This window comes from Edaphocola flava (assembly GCF_004118155.1).
In the GTDB taxonomy this organism is placed as follows: Bacteria; Bacteroidota; Bacteroidia; order Chitinophagales; family Chitinophagaceae; genus Edaphocola; species Edaphocola flava.
Genome location: NZ_SAIQ01000001.1, coordinates 366,682 through 390,782, shown reverse-complemented (window position 1 = coordinate 390,782; position 24,101 = coordinate 366,682). Strand labels below are relative to the sequence as shown.

Genomic DNA, 24,101 nt, shown 5'->3' with positions numbered 1-24,101 from the left:
TTAAAATTTTCAAACAATGGAATTTCGTATTGAAAAGGACACTATGGGGGAAGTACAAGTCCCTGTTAGTGCATATTACGGAGCGCAAACCCAACGTTCGGTAGACAATTTTAAAATTGCTCAGGATATTAATAAAATGCCGACAGAGATCATTAAGGCATTTGCATACCTGAAAAAAGCTGCCGCGTTGACTAACACTGACCTGGGTGTACTGCCTGCTGAAAAGTCTCAACTGATCGGCACCGTATGTGACGAAATCCTGGAAGGAAAATTAGATAATGAATTTCCCCTGGTAGTTTGGCAAACCGGTTCCGGTACCCAATCTAACATGAACGTAAACGAAGTAGTCGCTTATCGCGGACACGTACTGCAAGGTGGCCAGCTGACCGATAAAGAAAAAGCACTGCATCCGAACGATGATGTAAATAAATCACAATCTTCTAACGATACTTTCCCTACCGCAATGCACATCGCTGCATACAAAATGCTGGTAGAAACCACTATCCCAGGCATCAAACAATTGAGAGATACCCTGGATGCAAAAGCGAAAGCTTATATGCACGTGGTGAAAATCGGTCGTACCCACCTGATGGATGCGACTCCGCTGACCCTGGGCCAGGAAATCAGTGGCTATGTAGCACAGCTGAACTATGGCATCCAGGCGATCGAAAGCACCCTGCCGCACCTGAGCGAACTGGCTCTGGGTGGTACTGCTGTAGGTACCGGTCTGAATGCTCCTAAAGGTTATGATGTGGCTGTAGCTAAGAAAATCGCAGAATTAACCGGCCTGCCATTTGTAACAGCTCCTAACAAATTTGAAAGTCTGGCAGCACATGATGCAGTAGTATTTGCACATGGTGCCTTAAAAACAGTTGCAGTAAGCCTGATGAAGATCGCAAACGATGTACGTCTGCTGAGTTCCGGTCCGCGTGCGGGTATCGGAGAACTGCATATCCCGGACAATGAGCCAGGTTCTTCTATCATGCCGGGTAAGGTAAATCCTACTCAGTGTGAGGCCCTGACCATGATCGCAGCACAGGTAATGGGTAATGATGTAGCGATCAACGTAGGTGGATCTAATGGTCATTTCGAACTGAATGTATTCAAACCGATGATGATCTATAACTTCCTGCACTCTGCAAGACTGATCGGAGAAGGATGTGTAAGCTTTGATGTGAAATGTGCTCAGGGTATCGAGCCGATTCAGAAAAACATCGACGCACACGTAAACAACTCGCTGATGCTGGTTACTGCATTAAATACCAAAATCGGCTATTACAACGCTGCTGGTATCGCACAGGATGCACACAAACGTGGCATTACCCTGAAGCAGGCTGCAATTGAATATAAACTGAAAGACCTGGATTTTGAACATATGACTGAGGCACAATTCGATGAGTGGGTTGTTCCGGCAAGCATGTGTGGTGAGATCGGTTAATTGAACTGATATATTTATAAAAAGATAAAGGATCGCATTACGCGATCCTTTATCTTTTATAGTCAAGTTTATTATTCTTCAATTGTAAAGCCATTCTTTTCGGCAAATTCCATTTGTGCATTCTGTACTTTACCTAGTTCTTCACTTTCCGATTTGGCCAGTTCCTCCAGCTTGGATATGCAGGTCTTGATCTGCTCTTCTGTAGCATTGGCCTTCAGCTTTTCAAAAGGAATGAATCCCTCGGTCATCAGGCGTTTTTCATAAGAGAGAAAGTCCAGCATGGCCAGGCGCAGGTTTTCCGATCCGGCGAAATCTTTTTGTGCCATCACTTCCCTCTGTTTACGCTCTACAAAAGCAATCATGGCTTTATGTTGGCTGACCAGCGGAGCAAAGTCTTTTGCTGTATAAGATTTGTTGAAAAGTTTGCCCCAGGTCTGTCCCATTGTATAGAGAGAGTCCGTTACATCAGCATAATAATTGTTAAGCTCAAGGGGAGTCGTAATCTTGCTCTTTTGAGCCGATAGGGTACCGGTACCCAGGAAGAGCATAGCGAGCAGGGTGAATAGTCTGAGACGCATGATAATAATGTTTAGTAGGTGAAATATAGGTCGAAGTTACTATTAAATATGGTGGAAAAAGAATATGTAAGCTTAATTGTTCTTAACTTTAGTGTTCTTGCTTCCGGTAATGCTTTCCTGCGGCAGAAACATACCTTTTCACGCTTTAACATACCATATACTATAGGATAAAAAAAGGCTAAAAACAGCGTAATAACAGCATAAACGACTGCTGTCCCTAAAATAAAAAGGTTTAAAAAAGTTGAAACGAAAATTGGTAATTTTAAATAAAAAAGTATTTTTGCACAAAATCTTAAAATTTCAACTAACATGTCAGAAGTTGCAAACCGCGTAAAAAAAATCATCGTTGACAAATTAGGCGTTGACGAATCAGAAGTTACACCAGAAGCTAGTTTTACTAACGACTTAGGTGCGGATTCTCTGGATACAGTAGAGTTAATGATGGAGTTTGAAAAAGAGTTTAATATCTCTATTCCGGATGATCAAGCTGAGAACATCACTTCAGTAGGTCAGGCTATCTCTTACCTGGAAGAGCACGCAAAGTAAGCTTCACACAAAAAAGCGAAACCAGAGTTTAATTATTTTTAGACAAAAACACATTTAATGAATTATCCGTTAAAACGAGTAGTAGTAACGGGCCTCGGCGCCCTGACCCCAATTGGCAATAATGTAACCGAATACTGGAACGCATTGGTTAATGGAGTATCGGGCGCTGATTTCATTAAACAGTTTGATGCCGAAAAATTCAAAACTAAATTTGCCTGCGAACTGAAAGACTTTAATCCTGAACAATTCATGGATCGTAAGGAAGCCCGCAAACTGGATCGTTTCTCTCAGATCGCTATGGTAGCGGCAGAGCAGGCGGTTAAAGATGCAGGCCTGGATGCAGACACAATTAACAAAGACAGAGTAGGCGTTATCTGGACATCTGGTATCGGTGGTATGATCACCTTTATCGAAGAGATGACCAATTTTAATTCAGGAGATGGAACTCCCCGTTTCAATCCTTTCTTTATTCCCAAACTGATTCTGGATATTGCCGCAGGGCATATCTCTATGAAGTATGGTTTCCGCGGACCTAACTATGCTACTGTTAGTGCCTGCGCTTCTTCTACCAATGCACTTATCGACGCGTTTAACTATATCCGTTTAGGTAAGGCTAATGCATTTGTAGTAGGTGGTTCTGAAGCTGTGGTAACCCAATCCGGTATCGGAGGGTTCAATGCAATGAAAGCCCTTTCTGAAAGAAATGATGATCCTAAAACAGCCAGCCGTCCATTTGATCTGAACCGTGATGGTTTCGTACTGGGCGAAGGTGGTGCAGGTATTATTCTTGAAGAGCTGGAGCATGCCAAAGCAAGAGGAGCCAACATCATTTGTGAAATGGTAGGAGGCGGTATGTCTGCCGATGCTTACCACCTGACTGCACCTCATCCGGAAGGATTAGGCGTAATCAATGTAATGAATGAAGTGCTGAATGACGCAAACCTGAAACCGGAAGACATTGATTACATCAATGTACACGGAACTTCAACTCCATTAGGAGACATCGCTGAGCTGACCGCAATCAAAAAAGTATTCGGTGAGCATACCTACAAGCTGAATATCAGCTCTACCAAATCTATGACGGGTCACCTGTTAGGTGCTGCCGGCGCGATTGAGGCAGTAGCAACGATTCTGGCTATGGTGAATGGCGTTGTACCTCCAACCATCAACCACTCGACTGCAGACCCTGCTATCGATCCGAAAATTAATCTTACCCTGAACAAGGCTCAGAAAAGAGAGATCCGTGCTGCAGTAAGTAATACATTCGGTTTCGGCGGGCATAATGCATCTGTAGTGTTCAAAAAATTCGAAGAATAGAACCCTTTACTATTGGCCATCGGAACGCATATTTTCAGGAACTCGTCAAGTGATGACAAAGAGTTGAAAAAAGCACTGAAAAATCTTCTGGGCTTTGCTCCTAAACATTTGCCCTTTTATATCATTGCCTTCACACACCGTTCATCTAATGAGCAGCTGGAGTCCAATAATGAAAGGCTGGAATTTCTTGGAGATGCTTTCATCGGCAGTATTGTAGGCGCTTATCTGTTTAAAAAATACCCTAATAAGGACGAAGGCTTTCTTACCGAAATGCGTTCGAAAATTGTTAGCCGTCAGTCTCTTAATGAGATTGCACTGAAGATGGGTATACAAAAGCTGATCCGCTTCAATAAGCACGATAAAATGCTGCGCCGGAGCAATATATTCGGAAACTCTCTGGAGGCCCTTGTAGGTGCCATATACCTCGATCGTGGTTTCGATAAAACGGAGCAATTCATTCTCAAAAACTTACTCTACAATTACGTCGATATTGACGATCTTGAAGCCACTGATTTCAACTTTAAAAACAAGTTGTATAACTGGGCACAGGTCAACAATAAAGTAGTCGATTTCATTACCCTCGGCGAGTCCAATGAAGCCGGAAGAAGGGTATTTACTGTAGGAATCGAAGTTGATGGCGAACTCTTTATTAAAGCTACCGGCTACAACAAAAAACAAGCCGGGCAGACTGCTGCGCAAAAGGCCCTGGAACAATTGGGTGAGGTAGTAGAATAAGCTGAAATCTTTACTTATATTTGCTGGCCATACCTGCGTATTGCAGGTTTTTTTCAAAGATTTATGACCTTATGATGTATATACACAGTATATGCAGTATCAATGCCTTGGGCATGATTGATACCCATAGCCCGCTTCCTGATCTGGATAACTGTCCTCCAAGCCTTGACGCACAGGAACCAGCTTATGCACAATGGATTCCGCCGATGCAACTGCGCCGTATGAGTAAAGGACTGCGCATGGGGCTGACTGCTGCCAAGTCAGCGATCAATGATGCAGGTGTTACCGCTGCAGATCTTTCTGCGATTACAGTAGGTACCGCATATGGTATGCTTAAGGATTCAGAATCTTTCCTGGGTAATATGGTGCGGCAGAATGAATCGATGCTGAACCCGACGGCCTTTATTCAAAGCACACACAATACCATTGCCGGAGCGATAGCCTTATCTATTCAGTGTAATGTACATAACATGACCTTCGTGCATAAAGCACAATCCTTCGAGAGCGCTTTGCTGGATGCAGAATTAAAGCTTTTGCAGTATCCGCAGCAAAAGGTCGTGATTGGTGGTGTGGACGAGAAAAATGACACACTGGAGTGGCTGTTGAAAGGCCTGCGCAAAGATATACAGGTAGGAGAGGGCGCCTCGTTTATGGTAGCCGGTAACACACCGGATAAATCTATTGCAGCATTAAAAGCCTATACACAGTTTAAGACCAATAATAAATCTGTTGCTGCTGAAAAGGTGCAGGCGATTATACAGCAGTATACCCATCAGCCCTTCTTATTAGTGAAGAACTATTCAGAAGCCATCACGCTAGAACATACTCCTGAACAAGTGGATGTACATGAAGTGATCGGATACAATCCTACCGGTTCTTCAATGGCACTGATTCTGGGCATAAAATACCTGCAGCAAATGAATATGCCGGTTATTGTGGTCAACTCCTGCAGGGCCTTCTGGTCTGTGTTTGAGCTGCTGCCGGTTACCGCGTAGTTATAGCATTATTTTAACAGCACATACAGGCTTTTTCTTGCTTATTCATTCAATCATTTGTAGCTTAGTAGAACAACTCAAACAGATTTAAAAATGAATACAGAGATAGAGACTTTGTCTCTTTCGGAGCTGCGTGCCTTACAGTCAGAGCGCTTACTTAAGCTGCTGTCCCGCCTGGAGGAAAAGTCCCCTTTTTACAGAAGCAGAATGCTGGAAGCCGGCATTACTGCTGCGGATATCAGGAGTATTGAAGATATCCACAAATTACCTATTACATACAAGCAAGACTTAAGAGATAACTATCCCTTCGGTTTACTTACCGTACCCCGTTCTGAACTTACCCGTATACATTGCTCCAGTGGTACCACCGGTAAACCTACTGTTGTGGGGTATACTCAGGCAGACCTTGATCTGTTTACCGAAGTCGTGGCGCGCTCCCTTAAAGCAGCCGGAGCCAGACCTGGCATGCTTTTACATAATGCATATGGTTACGGTATCTTCACCGGAGGGCTGGGCTTGCACTATGGTGCCGAAAAGCTGGGCATGACTGTTTTGCCTATATCCGGTGGTATGACCACCAGGCAGGTAGACCTGATTATGGACTTCAAGCCGGAGGTGATCTGCTGCTCTCCGTCTTATGCCTTAACGATAGCCGACGAATTTGCCCGCAGAGGCATCACCCCGCAGGATATCAGCCTGCAATATGCTGTACTGGGATCTGAGCCCTGGACTGAAATGGTGCGGCAACACGTAGAATCGCGTTTAGGCGTCATAGCGACCAATATTTACGGCTTAAGCGAAATTATTGGGCCAGGGGTTGCTATGGAAGATTTTGAGGAAAAGGGAGGTAGTTATATCTGGGAAGATCATTTCTATCCCGAGATCCTCGATCCGGTTACCAAAGAGCCGGTGCCACCAGGCGAAGAAGGTGTACTGGTCATCACCACACTGACCAAAGAAGGGATGCCCTTGCTGCGCTACTGGACCAACGATATCACCCGTCTGTATTATGATAATGACTCAAAGATAAACATGGTCAAAATGGCCCCTATCGCTGGCCGTACAGATGATATGCTGATTGTGCGTGGTGTAAATGTATACCCCAGCCAGATCGAAGAAGTCTTCGGACATATCAGCGGCTTACTGCCCAATTACTACCTGAAGCCTGTTGTAAAGGAGCAGATGATCGTATCCTTGGATATTGATGTCGAGCTGGATGATCATGTGCTGGAAGAATTGAAGATAGGGAAGGAAACCGTAGAACACAGGGCACTGAAAGCCGATTATGCAGAAAGAGTATCGGCCGAAATAAAGAAAAGGGTAGGGATTACCACCAATGTATGCCTGTACGACCAGGATTCATTACCAAAATGCGAAGCCGGAAAGCTCAACCGGATTATACGATAAACAATTGTACAATAAGTTATAGAAAGAGGAAGGCTCCTGCACATATGCAGGAGCCTTCCTCTTTCTATATTAAAATGTGATTACTCTACAGTAACAGACTTAGCCAGGTTACGCGGCTGGTCTACATTGGCACCACGCATTACTGCAATGTGGTACGATAATAATTGCAATGGTATAACCGTCAGTAATGGCGTCAGTATCTCTTCCGTTTGCGGGATTTCGATCACATAATCCGCCATCGATTTGATTTGTTTGTCACCTTCGTTCACTACAGCGATAACAATACCTTTACGGGCTTTAACCTCCTGTACGTTAGAAACAATTTTCTCATAGGCACTTTCATTCGTAGCCAATACCACTACCGGCATTTGCTCATCGATCAGTGCAATAGGACCATGTTTCATTTCCGCAGCAGGATAACCTTCTGCATGAATATAAGAGATTTCTTTCAGTTTCAGTGCGCCTTCAAGTGCCACAGGGAAGTTATAGCCACGACCCAGATACAGGAAGTTTTGTGCATCCTTAAGCTGCTCAGCTATTACTTTGATCTGTGCATCCAGCTCCAGTGTCTTCTCAATTTTCTTAGGCAGGTTTTCCAGTTCATACAATACCTGACGCAGGTAAGAATTGGAAATAGTACCTTTCTGTTGAGCGATCTGCAAAGCCATCAGCGTCAGGATTACTACCTGTGTAGAAAATGCTTTGGTAGAAGCCACACCGATTTCCGGACCCGCATGGGTATAAGAACCGGCATGAGATACGCGGGCGATAGAGGAACCGATTACATTACAGATACCATAAACCAGCGCCTGACGCTCTTTTGCAACCTCGATTGCAGCCAGTGTATCTGCAGTCTCTCCTGATTGAGAGATCGCAAGGATGATATCACTTTCATGGATGATCGGGTTACGGTAACGGAATTCAGAAGCATATTCCACCTCAACCGGTACACGTGCCAGTGTCTCGATCAGGTATTCACCGATCAGACCAGAGTGCCATGAAGTACCACAAGCTGTTACAATAAATCTTTTAGCTTTATTGATACGGTTTGCAAATTCATTTACACCTCCCAGTTTGATCCAGCCTTCAGAAGCACTCATACGGCCTCTTACAGCATCCGCGATTACACGTGGTTGTTCGTAGATTTCTTTCAGCATGAAATGCTCAAATCCACCTTTCTCGATAGACTCCAGGTCCATCTGTAATTTTTGTATGAATGGAGTAATTTCGATATTACCCAGTGTCTTAATCGTGAATTTACCTGCTCTGTCTACAACCGCATATTCCTGATCATCCAGGTATACTACGTTTTTAGTGTATTCAATAATCGGAGAAGCATCAGATGCTACAAAGAACTCCTGGTCTCCGATACCCAATACCAGCGGGCTGCCTTTACGGGCTACGATCAGGCTATCTTCATTAGTGCGATCAATCACAACAATAGCATAAGCACCTACCACTTCGTTCAGGGCAATGCGCACAGCATCTTCGAGTGATACATCTTCCTGTTTCTTGACTTCTTCGATCAGGTTTACCAGTACTTCCGTATCGGTGTCTGATTTAAAGGTATATCCACTGTTGGTCAGTTGCTCTTTTAAAGCAGCATAGTTTTCAATAATACCGTTGTGTACCAATGCAAAATTGCCGGAGTTAGATACGTGAGGGTGCGCATTACGGTCATTCGGTTCTCCGTGGGTCGCCCAGCGGGTATGTCCGATACCAATTGTACCTTCAACATCCTGTCCTTCTGCAAATTTCTGAAGGTCAGATACCTTTCCTGCTTTTTTGTACACATGCAGATCTCCGTTTAACAGTGCGACGCCCGCACTGTCATAGCCTCTGTATTCCAATCTCTGAAGACCTTTGATTAAAATAGGGTAAGCCTGTCTTTTTCCAATGTATGCTACGATTCCGCACATAGATGATGAAAGTTATTGTTGTTGTTTAGTATAAATGAGATTAAATTGAAAATTGGTCTCTCCGCCCGCGCCGATACCCGGTGCCAGTACACGGAACATACCAGGGTAGTTTTTCGACCCGCGAAGACGGATGGTCACTGCATTTTTTCCTTCAATGCGCGCATGCTGCAATGTTCTTGGAATATTGATGCGGTATTGAGTATATTCTATACCCGCGATTGTTCTTTTCTGAGCATATGGATTCACAAATAAAGAACCACTGCTGTTCGTATTACCGTTATTATCTACCACCTCATATAGCGGCATTTCCTGGCCGTTCTCCATCAGTACCGGTGTCAGTACATCGATCGGGGTAAAGATATTGTCCGGGCTGGCCAGGTTCACCGCAGTGAACACCATCTCCGCTTTATTGATTACCGCTGGTGGAATATTCATCAGGCCGGTAATCGTAACTTCTGTGGCAAACCCTGGCTCACTCTGAATCAGTACAGAATCAGAATTTTTATTCAGGTAATTCGCTGCAGGGTATCCGGTATAATTACGATTGTAATTAGTGAAATAACCACATACATCAGTCTTCAGCGGGAAGCTGCTCATTAAAACGGTATCAGCAGTATGGTAGTAGAACTCCAGGCGCGCAGCAGCCAGGTTCTTCTGATCTCCGGAGCTTACACTCGGTATCAGGAAGTAGCTGAGTAATCCGCCGGCTTGGGTAAGATCGGGGGTAATGTATAAGCCTTTCAGGTATTCCTGGAAAGCTGTAGTATTAAGAAAATTAGCCGTATCTGCATTTCTGATTTCCTGAGCAAAACTATTGTTCAGCTTCAGTCTCAGCTGGGCAGTAAGCGTATCTTTTGTAGCAGTAGCTATTTTGCTGCTGCTCTTATAATTGGTAAACGGAATAGTTCCGGACCCTATAGGAGTCGCTTCTGTCGGCAATACAGAGCTGCTGTAATACGTACCGGATACCTCAACTTTGGAGGTAGTACGGTATACATTCAGGTGCAATGCTTTGGTCGTATCTCCATAGCTTTTGGCACCTGTAGTGCCACTCAGGTAAGGGAGTACCAGCACGGCAGAATCCATAATGCTACCACTTGGGAAAGCAAAGCCGGACTTATAAGGAGTTACCTGCAGGTAAGCAGATGCAGTCGTACGTCCGAAGAATGGATCTACATAAGTACCTAAACCGATCGCAGACACGTTGGTGCTGCCGGTCAGATAATAAGTACTGGTAATGATAGAGTCGGACAGGCGATTGTGCAATTGAATGGTAAAGTCGCCTGTATTCATCGCGAAGGTATGAATGTTATCCACTTCCGGTACCAGCCCAGAAGTAGGTGTTACCGAGTGTTCCCGGCATGATGCCAAAGAAAAAAAGCCTGTGCAAACAGCCAAGGCTTTTATAATGTTTTTATTGATTTTAGTAACCAAGAGATAAATACGTTTAAATTTTACTTTTAATCTACTGCCAAAGTCTGGTACACTTCAAATAAGCTGCTGATATCCTCTGACCATTCAGTGTTGTAAGGTACAACTTTTTTGCTTTTGGTCGATTTAAAATCGTTGATGATATCGTCGCTCAGGCTACTCTGACCATGAATCACTACATCTGCATATTTACAGGCACCGTAGTTCAGACCATCATAGTCATTTCCGTAAGGTTCCAGATCTTTGTCTTTAATAGGAACGCTATTCAGGACCATTTTAAACATATCCTCCGACAACTTTTCTTCAAATTGTTTCTGTTGTGCTGTAAATACCGTTTTAGACTGTGCGAAAACAGGCTCTTTTTTGTAAGCCGTTTTCAGGAACATCGGTACTAATGCGGTCATCCAGCCATGACAGTGAATAATGTCCGGTGGCCATCCGAATTTTTTTACAATCTCCAGAGAACTCTTCGCGAAGAAGATCATACGTTCTGTATTATCATTGTAGAATTGTTCATCGGCATCACGGTACACGAATTTTCTTTTGAAGAAATCTTCGTTATCCATGAAATATACTTGCAGTCTTGCATTAGGCAAAGAAGCTACTTTAATCAGTAAAGGATGATCTTCTTTATCTACAACAACATTGATCCCGGATAAGCGTACTACTTCATGTAAACGATGACGACGCTCATTTATTGTGCCAAAGCGCGGCATAATAACCCGGATCTCCATTCCCGAGTCAAAGGTCTTAACCGATAATTTGTTTAGTAATTCTGCGAAATCCGAAGATTCCAGGTATGGGGAAAGCTCACTGGTAATGATCAAAACTCTTTTCTTAGACATTCAAGCACTTTTTTAAATTACAAATATTTATAACATACAATCACCAATCGGAATCACGGTACACTAAGGGATAGCGTATGTATGCACAGCGTAAAATGTTATAAATTTCATGTTTTTTTGTTTTTAACCATTTTTTATGGTAGGTTTGACGGCAAAGGTACGAATATTATATGAATTTATCCCTAATCTGAGTACCTTTTACCAATAATTTACATAGAAGTCACGTATTTTCAGAATGAAAATAGTTAAATCAAAAGCGGATCTTAAGGCAGCACTGCAATCTTACCGGTCCGGACAAGCAAAGATCGGCTTTATTCCCACTATGGGCGCCTTACATGAAGGGCATATCAGCCTGATCAAAAACGCTAAACAAAATGCTGATACTACTGTCTGCAGCATATTTGTCAACCCCACTCAGTTTAATGATCCAAAAGATTTTGAACACTATCCGGTTACGATAGAGCAGGATATTGCCATGCTCACGGATGCCGGTTGTGATATACTTTTCCTGCCTCCGGTCACGGAAATGTATCCTGAAGGTATTGTCAGTCTTGAGTCTTACGATCTAGGATATGTAGAAACTGTGCTGGATGGCGCTGCACGCCCGGGACATTTTCAGGGTGTGGCACAGGTCATGAGCCGCTTACTGGATGCCGTACAGGCCGATAACCTGTATATGGGGCAGAAAGATTACCAGCAATGCATGGTCGTAAAGCAGCTCTTAAGCCTGCGTAAGGATAATACAAAGATGCACTTTGTACCAACCATGCGCGAACCGGATGGTCTGGCTATGAGTTCACGTAACCGCAGACTTACAGAAGGACAGCGGGCACTGGCGGGTTTGCTCTATCAATGCCTGATATCTGTAGAAGCGCAGAATGGGACTAAACCATTTGACATCGTAAAGAAAGAATGCCTGGATTTGCTGGAGCATAAAGGTTTTAGGCCCGACTATGTAACACTTGCCGATGCCGACACCCTTGAGATACTGGAAGACTATAGTCCTTCCCGTAACATGATTGCGCTTATTGCGGCATTTATCGGTGACATAAGACTGATCGATAATTTACCCTTAAAAAAATAATACTCATGTCAAGCGCAACAAAAAGAACCGTACTGATTACCGGAAGTACCAGCGGTATAGGTATGGCTATTGCCAGAATGTATGCCCAGAAAGGGTATAATATTATCTTCAACGGACTGGAACCAAACGGTGTGGAAATCGCTGCAGGTATTGCTGCCGAATTCGGAATTGATCATCTGTTCTTCCCGGCTAATATGGCCGATCCGGCGCAGATCAGCGACATGGCTGCTCATAGTTTGGAGCGCTTTGGTGTAGTAGATATCCTGATCAATAATGCCGGCATACAGTTCGTGTCTCCTGTTGAGGATTTTCCTGATGCAAAATGGGATGCGATTATCGACATCAACCTGAATGCAGCCTTTCATATGACCAAAGCTTTATGGCCGGCAATGAAAGCGCAGAAATTCGGTCGTATCATCAATATCGCTTCTGCACACGGTCTTATCGCGTCACCGTTCAAGAGTGCTTATGTTTCTTCTAAGTTCGGTATCGTCGGTTTTACCAAAACAATGGCCCTTGAAGGCGGAGAGTTCGGTATTACGGCGAACGCAGTATGTCCGGGCTATGTATTCACCCCGATTGTAGAGAACCAGATTCCGGACCAGATGAAAGCCCATAACATGACCCGTGAAGAAGTGATCGAAAAAGTATTCCTGAAAGAGCATGCCGTAAAAGAATTTATCACTGTTGAGGCGATTGCCGAATCAGTATTGTTCCTGACAGAAAGTGCAGCAGCATCGGTGACAACAGGTATTGCCCTGTCGGTTGATGCCGGCTGGACAGCACACTAATAGCTTCTCCATAATTGTATATAAAAAGTGTTGCGCGGGCCCCGGCCCGCGCAACACTTTTTATATAATCAGGTTAGACTTATGTTTCAGCTGATCTAGTGGTAAGACCGATACCCCTTCTATAGTGGGCAATTCCTGCAACCACTCTGCCAGTTCCTTATCCCGTATCCGGAAGTCTTCATCCTGTATCAGTAACAGATAATTCTGACTCTTGGATTCCGGCAGCAGATAATAACCATTGCGGTGATTGGTATATAACAGTATACCCAGATCGGTGTAGTGAAATACATGACGGTATACGAGAAAGTGAACCGGCTCATCCGGAGTGTCGATGTGATCGAACAAGGTTCCGTTCAGTTGCGGTGCCTGGGGTACATCATAAATACGGCGCACATCTATATCGTCTGTCATCCTTCGCTGAAAACACAGACCCAGATAGGTTTCCAGCAGCCAGCATAAACGCGTGGGACTAGCATTGGTTTGCAGGCCCAGCAGCTGACAGTTGTCAAAAAAATCATCTTCTATTTTGTCTAAATCAAGGGTTAGGAGCTCCACGGTATGCCTTCTTATAATATGCTGGCTAAAATTACTTATTTTAGCTGCATTAACACAAAAATATTCAATTATGTCTCCTACTTACATCATTCTCATTGTCATCGTAGTTGTCCTGTTTACCTGCTTCGTTACCGTACGTCAGGGAACAGTAGCCGTGGTTACCGTATTCGGTAAGTTTCGTCGCGTATTACGCCCGGGGCTTAACTTTCGTATTCCCCTCATCGAGCAGATTTTTAAACGTATTTCCATTCAGAACAGATCGATCGAACTGAAATTCCAGGCCATTACACAGGATCAGGCTAATGTAAACTTCTCTGCCATGCTGCTGTATGCCGTGTTCAACCAGGAAGAAGAAACGGTAAAAAGCGTGGCCTTCAAATTTATGGATGAGCGCAGCCTGATGCAGGCCCTGGTGCGTTCTGTAGAAGGTTCGGTAAGAGCATTCGTAGCCACCAAAAAACAAAGTGAGATCCTGGCATTGCGTACAGAGATCATCCTGCACGTAAAAGAGCAACTGGACAAATCTCTGGAAGACTGGGGGTATCACCTGATCGATCTGCAGATCAATGACATTACATTCGATGAAGTGATCATGAAATCTATGGCGCAGGTAGTAGCATCTAATAACCTGAAAGCCGCCGCCGAAAATGAAGGCCAGGCCTTGCTCATCACCAAAACGAAAGGTGCAGAAGCAGAAGGTAATGCCATCAAGATTCAGGCAGAAGCAGAGCGCCAGGCAGCACAGTTAAGAGGTCAGGGTGTGGCATTGTTCCGCGAAGAGGTAGCACATGGTATGGCAGCAGCTGCGAAAGAAATGGAGCAGGCCAATCTGGATGCCTCATTTATCCTGTTCTCTATGTGGACTGATGCGATCAAACATTTTGCAGAAAACGGTAAAGGCAATACCATCTTCCTGGATGGTAATGCCGATAATATGCAGCGTACACTGAAAGAAATGATGTCTATTGCACAGGGCTCTTCTATCCTGTCTCAGGCTAAGCCTAAAGGGTAGATGTAATCACAAGCAATTATAGATTAAAAATGCTATCCTTAGTTTAAGGATAGCATTTTTATTTGTTGTATTTTATAGCGACGTCTCCATTAAAATCAACAGTAATTATATGACCATTTCGAATGCAATATTCTCTTAATGTATTAATGGCGCTTTCAAATGAATTTGTACGTATTTTATGAGAGGAGCTAATAGATTCAGCATCATCATTTATAAGAGAAAAGGGTATTTCAGTCTCTTTTAATTTGTAGTATAAAACTGAAAACTCTATGCTTAGGTTATGGGCAAGTGCCTCAATATGATAAAGATTAATATGGCATCTTCCATTCTCTATTTTGGAATATTGACTGGCTGAAATATTCAGCAATTCTCCCATCTCTATTTGAGTAAAACGACGTTCCAGCCTGAATTTCTTCAAGTTGGTATGCAAGGATGAAATATTCATAAACACAGGGTAGATTTAGTAGTGCAATTATAATATTAAAACAATTTTCACATTCTATTTGGTCTGAGAATTTCAATTCGTTAACATATCTCGGAGGTGGCAAATTTGGAAACTTTTTAAGCAGAAAAGGATTAGAGGTATAAATTTTAATTGCGCATTTTTGACTAAATAATCTTGATTTATCATAAGTGGCCATAATGATGATCGGGATTTTATTTTTTATTTATTAAAAGTTTTGTAAAATGAGAAAATCAATTATTACAATCCTTTTGGCTTTGTTTAGTTTGCCAATTTTAGCTCAGACAAAACTTAAAGTCGGAGTCTTAATCGAACAACAATTTCAATTATCGGACATTTCTAAAGTGAAAAACTATTGGAAAGAATATATGCGAGAAAATAGATTCAATTATGAATTAACCTCTTATTCTATTAATATAGTAAAGGAAAATGAATCCGGCTCTGTAAATTACTTGCTCATTGGAGCTAGTAAAAACAATGATTTTAAAATTGCATTCCAGGTTTTCAATGAAGGTGGGATTATTTATTTAACTTCAGCATCCTTATCAGGAGGAACCGTAACTTGTTCCGGCTGTACTGTTGGCTGTACTCCCAGAAAAACGAAAAGTTTATGGGCATGTGAATATCCTTGCACATCTTGTTCGAAGACAGAAACAGTGCCAATGTTTACGGAGGGGCCTAGCCAACCAGATCCTGTTCAATCATTTATTGATCACTATTAATCATGCTGTTTAAGCAAGAATGATTAATCTTAATTTTACTTTCGTGAGCAAGTTCGTACTATTCTGGATTATTGTGCTGGCTTTTGCCTGTAATAGTTCCTTTGCAAAACAAAAAAAGGCCGTTACAATCTCTTCAACAGAGCAGTTGCAAGACATACGCAATATTGAACCCATAAAACAATTCTGGAAATCTGTCTGTAAAGATCAGCACCTGGAATACACCATAGAGGAGTATCGGGTACTGGAGCAGAAAGATGAGCAAACCGGTAAACCCTTTTGGATATTGCTTGGGGTGAGTAAAGACGGGCATCTCAGGATGGCGATACAGCTATTTGTTTCAGGGAAGAAAATACAGTTTACCAGTGCCTCCCTGGAAAAAGGAATGGTCATTTGTCAGGGCAAGCCCCGGGTGTGTACTATACCCGGAATGATGGATGGACAATGGATTTGCGCCAAAGAATGTGGCCCCGACTGTACTAAAACTGTTTCCGTATTCTACAGTGATGAAGAACAGGATCAGCTAAAGGCTTTTCTGAAAGCATTTAAAATGAAGTAGTCTTATATTTTATAGATGTAAAAAGGCGGCCAATGGCCGCCTTTTTACTTTATTAAAAGGGTTTTTATTTCTTTGGAATATTGCTCAGTACATCTTTCAGGAAAGACCAGAATTTCTGTGTAGAGCTTATGTTGGCGCGCTCTTCAGGAGAGTGTGCTCCTTTAATGGTAGGACCGAAAGAGATCATTTCCATGTTAGGATAATGCGCTCCGATGATACCACATTCCAGTCCGGCGTGACAGGCTTCTACATGAGGCTTGCTGCTGAATAATGCTTCATAACGCTGCTCCATTACTTTCAGAATAGAAGAGTCCGGGTTTGGTTTCCAGCCCGGATAATCACCAGAGGTAGATACACTCATCTCAGCCAGTTCGAATACCGATTGTAACTGCTCTGCTACCTGTACTTTGGTCGACGTAACGGAAGAGCGTGTCAGGCATTGGATAGACAAAGCACCTTCTTTCAGTTCTACGCGGGCAATATTGTTAGACGCTTCTACCAGTCCTGCAATATCAGGGCTCATGCGGTATACGCCATTATGTAATGATTTCAGTACATACACGATCGTGTTGGAATCCTCTTTGGATAAGGCTTCTGCATCACCGTCAATTTGTTTCAGGCTAATGGTTAAGCCTGGCTCCAGCGACTGGAACTCTTCCATCACCTCTGCCTTTAAGGCTTCAAACGCAGCACTGTAATCGGCGAAATCGCCACAATAAAAGCTGGCATTAGCTTCGCGCGGAATCGCGTTACGCAGCCCTCCGCCATCAATACCGATCAGTTGAATATCGTCGATCTCAAGGTGCAGAAAACGGCCCAGTAATACATTGGCATTACCCAGACCTTTATGAATATCCATGCCAGAGTGACCTCCTTGCAGACCTGAAATAGTTATGCTTACCGCATCGCCATCACCTTCTGTAAGGTCGTAATGTTGCGTAGCTGTAACATCTACACCACCGGCGCAGCCAATGCTGAAAGCATCATCTTCTTCCGTATCCAGGTTCAGTAAAATGTCGCCTTCCAGCTGACCAGGCTGCAAGCCCAGTGCACCGGTCATACCCGTTTCTTCATCTATCGTAAACAGCGCTTCCAGTGCGGGATGCGGAATGTCGTTTGATTCCAGTATGCTCATGATGGAAGCAACGCCCAATCCGTTATCGGCCCCTAAAGTGGTACCTTCCGCTTTTACCCAGTCACCATCCACTTTCATGCGGATACCCTCATTGTCAAAGTCAAAAACGGTATCATTATTTTTCTGGCATACCATATCCAGGTGCGATTGCAGGATCACCGCTTTGCGGTCTTCCATGCCCGCTGTTGCCGGCTTTTTGATGATCACATTACCTACCTCATCTACTGATGTCGGCAAACCTAAATCAGTACCGAATTGTTTGATAAATTCAATAACACGTGCCTCTTTTTTAGAAGGACGGGGAATAGCATTCAGCTTGGAAAAATTCTTCCAGATAATCTGTGGTTCAATATTGCTTAATGGCATGACAGTTATGATTAATGATTGCATACAAAGGTAAAGGTTTGGAGTATACACCGGATGAAGAAATTGTGGTCTCTGGCGGCCTTCAGGAATTTTTGGGAAAAAATCAAGTATTTTCGTCTTTGTAGCAGACCAAATCATATCCTAAGTGCACATTGATAATATAACCTTAAAAGATCTCTCTGTATTTACCGGACAGGTCAATGTTTTTGACCTGATTAACCGCAGTACTACCCATTTGGGTACACGGCAGTTGCGTCACTTTCTCACACATCCCACCAGGCAGTATGAAGTACTTATACAGCAGCAGGAGGCGGTGCAATACTGGATGAGGCACCAGGATGTGTGGCCGGAGGTTATTTCTAATGGTACTATGGTGATGCTGCGCGAATTTTTTGAATCGAATGATGGTTTGCATTATAAGCCAAGCTCATGGCTGTTTTCATTAGATGCTACGATCCAGAAAATCTTCAATAAAAATGCCTATTCTCTATTGCAGTTTTCGGTAATGCACCTGATAGACCTGGTCAAGGGGCTGGCTGCTTTTAATGCGATTGAAGATGAGCATACACCTGCACTGGTCCTGCAGGCGCAGGAGACATTTGCTCATTTGCTGAGAGAACCTATATGCCGCGAAATGCTGGATATGAATGAGCATACCGCTTTGCGTAAACTGATGCACGCCGGTTATAACGCCCGCCGTGGGTTGAAAAAATATATGACTACGGTATTTGACCAGTTTGCCCATATGGATGCCTGGTTTGGTATGGCTAAGGCTACACTTGATCTGGGCTTTGTAATGCCGGAGATCAGTAATGAACAGGATATTAAACTTCAGGCCAGACAACTGTTTCATCCATTGTTGCAGCAACCGGTAAGCTATGATATCGGGCTGGGGCAGGAGCAGTATATGTTATTCCTGACCGGGGCTAATATGTCGGGGAAGAGCACGCTGCTGCGCAGTCTGGGGCTGAGTGCACTGCTGGCACATATCGGTATGGGTGTGCCCGCAAAAGCATATGCTATCAGCTTCCTGGATGGCATCATCACTAATATGCAGGTAGAAGATAATATCTTTCTTGGCGAAAGTTACTTCTTTGCCGAAGTACAGCGTATGAAACTGACTGCACAGAAAATACAGCAGAGCAACCGCCACCTGGTGCTGATGGATGAGTTGTTTAAAGGCACCAATGTACATGATGCCTATGAATGCAGTAAGGCAGTAATTCAACACCTGCTCCTGCACAAAAGTAACCTGTTGGCTTTGTCTACCCATCTGTACGAATTGTATGAGGAGCTGAAGCATGAGCCGGGTATATTGTTCCGTTATTGTGAAACCGTTATTGATCCAACAGGCAATTACCGTTTTACTTATGCTTTGAAAGAGGGAGTCTCCAACGACAAGATCGGCTTTATTGTATTGAAGAATGAAGGGGTGCTGGATCTGTTGACTTATAAAAAAGATAACGCAGGCTCTGTATAAAAAGGCTGTACCTTTGCAGGCATATATAGTTCATCAATAATGGATAAGATTACAGTACACGATAAACAGTTCGTACCCTATATTTCTGCTGCGGAGATTGATGCAGCCTGTGCACAGATCGCAGCACAGATCAGTGCCGATTATGCCGGCAAAAAACCTTTGTTTATTGCTATTCTCAACGGTTCGTTTTTATTTGCAGCCGATCTGTTTCGTAAATTGAATATTGAAGCGGAGATTTCTTTCATCAAACTGGCCTCTTATAAAGGCACTACCTCTACTGGCAAAGTTATTACTGCTATAGGTCTTGATGAGCGCCTGAAAGACCGCCATATCATCCTGCTGGAGGATATACTGGATACTGGTCGTACCTTATTTAATTTTATGCCGGAACTGCAACAGCAAGGTCCCGCATCACTGAAGATCGCAACCCTGCTGACCAAGCCATCTGCCCGCCAGTTCGATATACAACCCGATTACCTGGGCTTTGAGATCCCGGATAAGTTTGTAGTGGGCTACGGACTAGATTATGATGGTTTAGGCCGTAACATACCAAGTATTTATCAGCTGGCAGAATAAGCCGGCTTTTTTATTGCTCATAGACCAGCCGGAAGGCGACAGGAATATACAACATGCCTCCTCCCACTACCTGCCATTGCAGCAAGTCTGTCTTGGAGAACGAGGGAGAGGATGCCCTGTATAAGATGAGTTGCATTACTTTTTGTTCTTTCGCCTGTAAGCGTATTACCTCCCTACGATCATACGTCAGCCTGGAGTCATGGTAGAAAACCGCTTCAGTGTAGTACAGCAGCGATTTTCCGGTTTGATTGCTGCAATAAAACTGCAAGGGAATGGTGTATTGGTTCGCATTTTTGGCCGCTGCAGGCAGGTGTGCTTCTAATGTGATGGTAAACTGTGCTGTATCCCGGAGTTCGGGCCCCAGGATGATGATATTGTCCGGCAGCAGTACAGAGTCCCGGAATATCCGGACAGGTACGGATTGCTGTGCTACAGCGCAATGGGCAATGCACAAAATGATACTATAGAACAGGTATCGGATCATGGGGTGGGGGTTATATAATCCAAGAGTTTAATAATGAAATTATATATTTATAAATTTGTTTCCAAGGAAATTTAAAAATTGTATTTTCGCAGCAAATATTAAAAACATAAATAGGTATGAACATTCCTGCTAATTTAAAGTACACTAAAGAACACGAATGGATTTCTTTAGATGGGGATATCGCTACTATCGGTATTACTGACTTCGCTCAGAAAGAATTAGGTGATATCGTATTCGTAGAAGTTGAAACTGTAGGACAGCAATTAGGCGCTCAAGAAGTTTTCGGTACTGTAGAAGCGGTAAAAACCGTATCTGATCTGTACTTGCCGGTTGCAGGTACCATACTGGAATTAAACGCTGACCTGGCTGCTGAGCCTGAAGCGGTAAACAGCGATCCATACGGTAACGGATGGATGGTAAAAGTAAAAGTAGATAGCATTGCTGATGTTGAGGCACTGTTAGATGCTGAAGCTTACCAAAACCTGATCGGTTAATAACATAAATACGACCACCAGAATGCGTCCTGTATTTCATTGGTTGGTACGGAATAAAATAAGAGCAGCCTGTCTGAGTGTCGGATGGGCTGCTTTTATATTTGCAGGCTGTTTGCTGCCCGGCAAAGATGTACCCAGCCTGACTATTTTCCAATATGATAAGCTGGTACACTTCGGCATATTTGCCGTCCTGGCCTTTCTGTGCGTTGCGGTGTATAAACACCCCGGCACTGTAAAGAATAGCCTTAAAGTATTGCTGATCTGTACGGCTTATGGTTATGCGGTAGAATTACTGCAGGGAAGCGGGCTGGTTGAGGGTCGCAGCTGTGATCTGTATGATGCGCTGGCAGATAGTATAGGTGCGCTGATCGGTATATTGGTATTCCATTTGTTCCGGAAACTGTGCGCAGAAAAGTAAGCTACTTTTTATTTAGTAACTCCTATAATCACTCCGAAGTCTCCCGTTTTATCTTTATATTCCTGCTCGGGCAGATATGTTTTGCTGATGCCACCATCCAGGTATAAAGCATACTTACATCCTTTTTCCTGAAAATAGCGTGCAAAATCGTAAAACGTAATGAGCGATTTGGACATGGCAAACAGTACCTTGCCATCCGGCAGAATGCCCACTCCGTTACGGATATTGACATTCTGCGAGGCCTGGTCAAATGCAGGGTGAATCTTACCATCAATGACCAGCATAGGCCCGGATTGCGTTGCAAAGCGTATGTCGGCCGATGCTTTAAATTTTTCGGTAAGCACGATCCCGGCTTTCCCCGAACGGGTGGTATAAAACACACCATTCGGTTTCAGATAGAAATTGCCCTTACCGCTGCGGGTGTTTAATTTTCTTAAAGTCTTTCCGTTTTCTATATAAAGTCCCAGCGGACTATTGTCCTCCATGTACATACCGCCGTTCATTGCAAAGCGCAGGGATTTACCATCGCCCTGCAACCATTGGTCCAGGCTATCGAAGCTTTTGAAGGTATGCTTCTGCTCATCTCTCCAATACATCTGTACCATTTTCGGTTCGGTCGTAAAGTCCAGGATAAAAGACTCGTCTGCTGTAGATTCAGCAATCTTTTTCTTAACCGTTTTCTTCAGTTCTTTTACATCCTGTTCCGTTACCTGTCCGCAGGAGGTAAAGAGTAACAGCAGGCTGGAGATAATGCAGATGTAAGACCTCATAGCAGTCGGTATTAGCGGTTCAGGAACTGTTGCTTAATGATCTCTGGTTTGGCTTTTTTGCCTTTGATACGCGCATCTTTGATCAGCGTATAGGTATGGGCAGCCTTGCTTTTACGGATGGCCACAAAAGCACTGAAATCTTTCACTTCTATCAGACCGATATCTTCTTTTTTCAACTGACCTACATTAGAAAGGAAGCCAACAATATCTATTTTATTGACTTTATCTTTCTTGCCCAGGGGAACATAAACGGTTACCCATTTTGGTTTTTCAGGCAGTTCGTAAGGAGGGTTTAATTCAATCGTTTCAACCTCTTCGGTAATGTATGCCGGTAATTTCTCATCCTGGCTCAGGACTAAAATAGCGGTACCACTGGCTTCCATACGTGCTGTACGGCCATTACGGTGTGTGTAGCTGTCTTCTGTAAGCGGTAGATGGTAGTGGATGATATAACGGATGAACGGGATATCCAGTCCACGTGCAGCAAGGTCAGTTGTTACCAGCAGGCTGGTACTGCCATTACGGAATTTGCACAGGGCCGCATCGCGGTCTCTCTGCTCCATAGCACCATGGTAAAACTCATTGATGATACCTTTCTGCCATAACAGCTGACTGGTGCGTTCAACCGATTCGCGGTGATTACAGAAGATGATGGTCGGTCTGTTACCAAGATGGCAGATCAGATCGAAAATAGTATTCAGCTTATCTCTGTCCGTACTGAGTACCTGTTTGATCGCCAGGGCCTCCGGTTTATTATCCTCGCTGAGGAAGTTTAATTCCTGCGGATCAACCAGGCCTGCATATTCAGGAATCTCCATAGAGCTGGTTGCGGAGGTGAGCATTTTATGCTGTACATTAGGCAGGCTGTCGATGATAAACTCTACTTCTTCCTGGAAGCCTAGTTCCAGTGTTTTGTCAAATTCATCCAGCACCAGGTGCTTAATGTTTTCTGTTTTGAAATTACCACGACGGATGTGGTCGCAGAGTCTGCCCGGTGTACCTACAATAAGATAAGGTGCTTCGATCAGGTTATTCTCTTCGATTTCTCTTTTGTGCCCGCCATAGCAACAGGTAATTTTCAGACCGGTACGCATTTGTTTAAATACCTTCTCGATCTGCATAGCCAGTTCACGGGACGGTACTACGATCAGCGCTTGTGTTTGCTGTACCGAAGTATCCAGTCTTTGCAGGATCGGCAACAGGAAGGCAAGGGTCTTGCCGGAACCGGTTGCGGAAAGCAGTACTACATGATCCTTCTCCTGAGTGGCAGCAATAGCTGCTTCCTGCATAGGATTCAGGTTATCAAATTCCATTGCTGTGAGGACGTCTGCGAGATTGAAAGTATATTGTGCCATAAATGTCTGAATTCAATTAATTGTTGCAAAACTAACTGATTCAGCCCGGATAAGCTAAAAAAGAGGCTTCCCGGTATGGAAAGCCTCTTTTTTAATATTATTGCATCGCTTATTTTCCTGCGATTTCTTTTACCTTTTCGTACAGTACATCTTCACCACCTTCTTCAAATCCAGTCTGCATATAGGCAACTTTACCGTCTTTATCAACGATAACAGAGAATGGTACATTCTGGAAGTTTAAAGAACGTTTCAGATCAGAGTTAGGATCCAGGTATACCGGGAAGTCCCAGCCCTGAGATTTTGCGTAACTGCGTACCTGAGCCATTGCACGGGCATCATCAACCGAAACGGTCATATAGTTGAAGTCAGGAGTTTCTGTCTTCCAGCCAGCCATTTTACCTCTGATGTTTTTGATTTCCTTTTTACAAGGAATACACCAGGTAGCCCAGAAGCTGATCAGGGTAACTTTTCCTTTTTCTACTGTAGTGTTGAACGCTACTGCTTTGCCGTTCATGTCTTTAACTTTCGTGTCAGGCAGGGAAGAACCTTCCTGAGCATTTACCTGAAAAGCAAGTGTAATAGCCGCTACAAGCGCAAGTATCTTTTTCATTTAAAAGAATAATTAATGG

The 24,101-nt window shown here is 43.6% G+C and carries 26 protein-coding genes; 15 read left to right on the top strand and 11 right to left on the bottom strand.

Annotated features, from left to right (window positions below):
- Nucleotides 1-16 precede the first annotated feature (16 nt).
- Nucleotides 17-1,438, top strand: coding sequence for a class II fumarate hydratase (gene fumC, locus EMP01_RS01835; protein ID WP_129019791.1), 1,422 nt, complete (start codon nt 17-19; stop codon nt 1,436-1,438).
- A gap of 71 nt (nt 1,439-1,509) precedes the next feature.
- On the opposite strand, the gene EMP01_RS01830 is transcribed toward fumC, so the two are convergent.
- On the bottom strand, nt 1,510-2,016 hold the full coding sequence (locus EMP01_RS01830; RefSeq protein ID WP_129019790.1) for a hypothetical protein: 507 nt from the start codon (nt 2,014-2,016) through the stop codon (nt 1,510-1,512).
- Nucleotides 2,017-2,325: 309 nt separating this feature from the next.
- Here EMP01_RS01830 and EMP01_RS01825 point away from each other — a divergent pair, with 309 nt between their 5' ends.
- The 5 genes from EMP01_RS01825 (at nt 2,326) to EMP01_RS01805 (ending at nt 7,016) form a co-directional block, all read left to right on the top strand.
- Entirely contained in the window at nt 2,326-2,562 is a 237-nt protein-coding gene (locus EMP01_RS01825) for an acyl carrier protein (protein WP_124635397.1), read from the top strand.
- A 57-nt stretch (nt 2,563-2,619) separates the two neighbouring features.
- Complete coding sequence (fabF, locus tag EMP01_RS01820; RefSeq protein ID WP_129019789.1) at nt 2,620-3,879, top strand: beta-ketoacyl-ACP synthase II; 1,260 nt, start codon at nt 2,620-2,622, stop codon at nt 3,877-3,879.
- 12 nt (nt 3,880-3,891) lie between these two features.
- Nucleotides 3,892-4,614 carry a ribonuclease III gene (gene rnc / locus EMP01_RS01815; RefSeq protein WP_237559444.1) on the top strand — a complete coding sequence of 241 codons (723 nt, stop codon included), beginning with the start codon at nt 3,892-3,894 and terminating at the stop codon, nt 4,612-4,614.
- 71 nt (nt 4,615-4,685) lie between these two features.
- A complete protein-coding gene (locus EMP01_RS01810) occupies nt 4,686-5,609 on the top strand; it encodes a beta-ketoacyl synthase chain length factor (RefSeq protein WP_129019788.1) in 924 nt (307 codons plus the stop codon).
- A gap of 93 nt (nt 5,610-5,702) precedes the next feature.
- On the top strand, nt 5,703-7,016 hold the full coding sequence (locus tag EMP01_RS01805) for a phenylacetate--CoA ligase family protein (protein ID WP_129019787.1): 1,314 nt from the start codon (nt 5,703-5,705) through the stop codon (nt 7,014-7,016).
- A gap of 80 nt (nt 7,017-7,096) precedes the next feature.
- Here EMP01_RS01805 and glmS read toward each other — a convergent pair whose 3' ends face one another.
- The 3 genes from glmS to EMP01_RS01790 form a co-directional block, all read right to left on the bottom strand.
- Nucleotides 7,097-8,935, bottom strand: coding sequence for a glutamine--fructose-6-phosphate transaminase (isomerizing) (gene glmS, locus EMP01_RS01800; protein ID WP_129019786.1), 1,839 nt, complete (start codon nt 8,933-8,935; stop codon nt 7,097-7,099).
- Between the two features lie 12 nt (nt 8,936-8,947).
- Nucleotides 8,948-10,306 carry a DUF4270 family protein gene (locus EMP01_RS01795; protein WP_237559443.1) on the bottom strand — a complete coding sequence of 453 codons (1,359 nt, stop codon included), beginning with the start codon at nt 10,304-10,306 and terminating at the stop codon, nt 8,948-8,950.
- A gap of 89 nt (nt 10,307-10,395) precedes the next feature.
- Nucleotides 10,396-11,211 (bottom strand): glycogen/starch synthase, encoded by an 816-nt coding sequence (locus tag EMP01_RS01790; protein WP_129019784.1) that lies wholly within the window; start codon nt 11,209-11,211, stop codon nt 10,396-10,398.
- Nucleotides 11,212-11,446: 235 nt separating this feature from the next.
- Between EMP01_RS01790 and panC the strand changes: the two genes are divergently transcribed.
- Both panC and EMP01_RS01780 read left to right on the top strand, forming a co-directional pair.
- Complete coding sequence (gene panC / locus EMP01_RS01785; RefSeq protein WP_129019783.1) at nt 11,447-12,295, top strand: pantoate--beta-alanine ligase; 849 nt, start codon at nt 11,447-11,449, stop codon at nt 12,293-12,295.
- A gap of 5 nt (nt 12,296-12,300) precedes the next feature.
- Complete coding sequence (locus tag EMP01_RS01780) at nt 12,301-13,086, top strand: 3-hydroxybutyrate dehydrogenase (protein ID WP_129019782.1); 786 nt, start codon at nt 12,301-12,303, stop codon at nt 13,084-13,086.
- A 60-nt stretch (nt 13,087-13,146) separates the two neighbouring features.
- On the opposite strand, the gene EMP01_RS01775 is transcribed toward EMP01_RS01780, so the two are convergent.
- On the bottom strand, nt 13,147-13,641 hold the full coding sequence (locus EMP01_RS01775) for an IPExxxVDY family protein (protein WP_161971189.1): 495 nt from the start codon (nt 13,639-13,641) through the stop codon (nt 13,147-13,149).
- Nucleotides 13,642-13,711: 70 nt separating this feature from the next.
- Here EMP01_RS01775 and EMP01_RS01770 point away from each other — a divergent pair, with 70 nt between their 5' ends.
- Nucleotides 13,712-14,653, top strand: coding sequence for an SPFH domain-containing protein (locus tag EMP01_RS01770; protein ID WP_129019780.1), 942 nt, complete (start codon nt 13,712-13,714; stop codon nt 14,651-14,653).
- Between the two features lie 58 nt (nt 14,654-14,711).
- Here EMP01_RS01770 and EMP01_RS01765 read toward each other — a convergent pair whose 3' ends face one another.
- Nucleotides 14,712-15,098 (bottom strand): helix-turn-helix domain-containing protein, encoded by a 387-nt coding sequence (locus EMP01_RS01765; protein WP_129019779.1) that lies wholly within the window; start codon nt 15,096-15,098, stop codon nt 14,712-14,714.
- 242 nt (nt 15,099-15,340) lie between these two features.
- Between EMP01_RS01765 and EMP01_RS01760 the strand changes: the two genes are divergently transcribed.
- Both EMP01_RS01760 and EMP01_RS01755 read left to right on the top strand, forming a co-directional pair.
- Nucleotides 15,341-15,838 (top strand): hypothetical protein, encoded by a 498-nt coding sequence (locus EMP01_RS01760; protein WP_129019778.1) that lies wholly within the window; start codon nt 15,341-15,343, stop codon nt 15,836-15,838.
- 43 nt (nt 15,839-15,881) lie between these two features.
- The gene (locus EMP01_RS01755; protein WP_129019777.1) at nt 15,882-16,394 is read left to right on the top strand and encodes a hypothetical protein; all 513 of its coding nucleotides are present in this window, start codon (nt 15,882-15,884) and stop codon (nt 16,392-16,394) included.
- A gap of 64 nt (nt 16,395-16,458) precedes the next feature.
- Here the strand turns inward: EMP01_RS01755 and EMP01_RS01750 are convergent, their stop codons facing one another.
- A complete protein-coding gene (locus tag EMP01_RS01750; protein ID WP_202615970.1) occupies nt 16,459-17,919 on the bottom strand; it encodes an aminoacyl-histidine dipeptidase in 1,461 nt (486 codons plus the stop codon).
- Nucleotides 17,920-18,040: 121 nt separating this feature from the next.
- Here EMP01_RS01750 and EMP01_RS01745 point away from each other — a divergent pair, with 121 nt between their 5' ends.
- Together EMP01_RS01745 and hpt are read left to right on the top strand one after the other, a co-directional pair.
- Nucleotides 18,041-19,375, top strand: coding sequence for a MutS-related protein (locus EMP01_RS01745; RefSeq protein ID WP_129019776.1), 1,335 nt, complete (start codon nt 18,041-18,043; stop codon nt 19,373-19,375).
- A 39-nt stretch (nt 19,376-19,414) separates the two neighbouring features.
- The gene (gene hpt / locus EMP01_RS01740) at nt 19,415-19,951 is read left to right on the top strand and encodes a hypoxanthine phosphoribosyltransferase (RefSeq protein WP_129019775.1); all 537 of its coding nucleotides are present in this window, start codon (nt 19,415-19,417) and stop codon (nt 19,949-19,951) included.
- A gap of 10 nt (nt 19,952-19,961) precedes the next feature.
- Here the strand turns inward: hpt and EMP01_RS01735 are convergent, their stop codons facing one another.
- Nucleotides 19,962-20,435 (bottom strand): hypothetical protein, encoded by a 474-nt coding sequence (locus EMP01_RS01735; RefSeq protein WP_129019774.1) that lies wholly within the window; start codon nt 20,433-20,435, stop codon nt 19,962-19,964.
- A gap of 116 nt (nt 20,436-20,551) precedes the next feature.
- Between EMP01_RS01735 and gcvH the strand changes: the two genes are divergently transcribed.
- Together gcvH and EMP01_RS01725 are read left to right on the top strand one after the other, a co-directional pair.
- Nucleotides 20,552-20,929, top strand: a complete 378-nt coding sequence (gene gcvH / locus EMP01_RS01730) for a glycine cleavage system protein GcvH (protein WP_129019773.1) — start codon at nt 20,552-20,554, stop codon at nt 20,927-20,929.
- Nucleotides 20,930-20,951: 22 nt separating this feature from the next.
- Nucleotides 20,952-21,347: a VanZ family protein gene (locus EMP01_RS01725; RefSeq protein WP_129019772.1), complete on the top strand. Its 396-nt coding sequence runs from the start codon at nt 20,952-20,954 to the stop codon at nt 21,345-21,347.
- 8 nt (nt 21,348-21,355) lie between these two features.
- Here the strand turns inward: EMP01_RS01725 and EMP01_RS01720 are convergent, their stop codons facing one another.
- The 3 genes from EMP01_RS01720 to EMP01_RS01710 form a co-directional block, all read right to left on the bottom strand.
- Nucleotides 21,356-22,117 (bottom strand): phosphodiester glycosidase family protein, encoded by a 762-nt coding sequence (locus EMP01_RS01720; RefSeq protein ID WP_129019771.1) that lies wholly within the window; start codon nt 22,115-22,117, stop codon nt 21,356-21,358.
- Between the two features lie 11 nt (nt 22,118-22,128).
- The gene (locus EMP01_RS01715) at nt 22,129-23,472 is read right to left on the bottom strand and encodes a DEAD/DEAH box helicase (protein ID WP_129019770.1); all 1,344 of its coding nucleotides are present in this window, start codon (nt 23,470-23,472) and stop codon (nt 22,129-22,131) included.
- A gap of 109 nt (nt 23,473-23,581) precedes the next feature.
- Nucleotides 23,582-24,082, bottom strand: coding sequence for a TlpA family protein disulfide reductase (locus EMP01_RS01710; RefSeq protein WP_129019769.1), 501 nt, complete (start codon nt 24,080-24,082; stop codon nt 23,582-23,584).
- Nucleotides 24,083-24,101: the final 19 nt, after the last annotated feature.

Excerpts from the sequence above, each read along its gene's own strand:
- EMP01_RS01780 (WP_129019782.1), top strand. The coding sequence starts at position 12,301 with ATGTCAAGCGCAACAAAAAGAACCGTACTGATTACCGGAAGTACCAGC.
- EMP01_RS01825 (WP_124635397.1), top strand. The coding sequence starts at position 2,326 with ATGTCAGAAGTTGCAAACCGCGTAAAAAAAATCATCGTTGACAAATTA.
- EMP01_RS01725 (WP_129019772.1), top strand. The coding sequence starts at position 20,952 with ATGCGTCCTGTATTTCATTGGTTGGTACGGAATAAAATAAGAGCAGCC.
- glmS (WP_129019786.1), bottom strand. The coding sequence starts at position 8,935 with ATGTGCGGAATCGTAGCATACATTGGAAAAAGACAGGCTTACCCTATT.
- EMP01_RS01710 (WP_129019769.1), bottom strand. The coding sequence starts at position 24,082 with ATGAAAAAGATACTTGCGCTTGTAGCGGCTATTACACTTGCTTTTCAG.
- EMP01_RS01715 (WP_129019770.1), bottom strand. The coding sequence starts at position 23,472 with ATGGCACAATATACTTTCAATCTCGCAGACGTCCTCACAGCAATGGAA.
- EMP01_RS01765 (WP_129019779.1), bottom strand. The coding sequence starts at position 15,098 with ATGAATATTTCATCCTTGCATACCAACTTGAAGAAATTCAGGCTGGAA.
- EMP01_RS01750 (WP_202615970.1), bottom strand. The coding sequence starts at position 17,919 with ATGCAATCATTAATCATAACTGTCATGCCATTAAGCAATATTGAACCA.
- hpt (WP_129019775.1), top strand. The coding sequence starts at position 19,415 with ATGGATAAGATTACAGTACACGATAAACAGTTCGTACCCTATATTTCT.
- EMP01_RS01790 (WP_129019784.1), bottom strand. The coding sequence starts at position 11,211 with ATGTCTAAGAAAAGAGTTTTGATCATTACCAGTGAGCTTTCCCCATAC.
- EMP01_RS01805 (WP_129019787.1), top strand. The coding sequence starts at position 5,703 with ATGAATACAGAGATAGAGACTTTGTCTCTTTCGGAGCTGCGTGCCTTA.
- fumC (WP_129019791.1), top strand. The coding sequence starts at position 17 with ATGGAATTTCGTATTGAAAAGGACACTATGGGGGAAGTACAAGTCCCT.
- EMP01_RS01735 (WP_129019774.1), bottom strand. The coding sequence starts at position 20,435 with ATGATCCGATACCTGTTCTATAGTATCATTTTGTGCATTGCCCATTGC.
- gcvH (WP_129019773.1), top strand. The coding sequence starts at position 20,552 with ATGAACATTCCTGCTAATTTAAAGTACACTAAAGAACACGAATGGATT.
- fabF (WP_129019789.1), top strand. The coding sequence starts at position 2,620 with ATGAATTATCCGTTAAAACGAGTAGTAGTAACGGGCCTCGGCGCCCTG.
- EMP01_RS01720 (WP_129019771.1), bottom strand. The coding sequence starts at position 22,117 with ATGAGGTCTTACATCTGCATTATCTCCAGCCTGCTGTTACTCTTTACC.
- panC (WP_129019783.1), top strand. The coding sequence starts at position 11,447 with ATGAAAATAGTTAAATCAAAAGCGGATCTTAAGGCAGCACTGCAATCT.
- EMP01_RS01770 (WP_129019780.1), top strand. The coding sequence starts at position 13,712 with ATGTCTCCTACTTACATCATTCTCATTGTCATCGTAGTTGTCCTGTTT.
- EMP01_RS01810 (WP_129019788.1), top strand. The coding sequence starts at position 4,686 with ATGATGTATATACACAGTATATGCAGTATCAATGCCTTGGGCATGATT.
- EMP01_RS01830 (WP_129019790.1), bottom strand. The coding sequence starts at position 2,016 with ATGCGTCTCAGACTATTCACCCTGCTCGCTATGCTCTTCCTGGGTACC.
- EMP01_RS01760 (WP_129019778.1), top strand. The coding sequence starts at position 15,341 with ATGAGAAAATCAATTATTACAATCCTTTTGGCTTTGTTTAGTTTGCCA.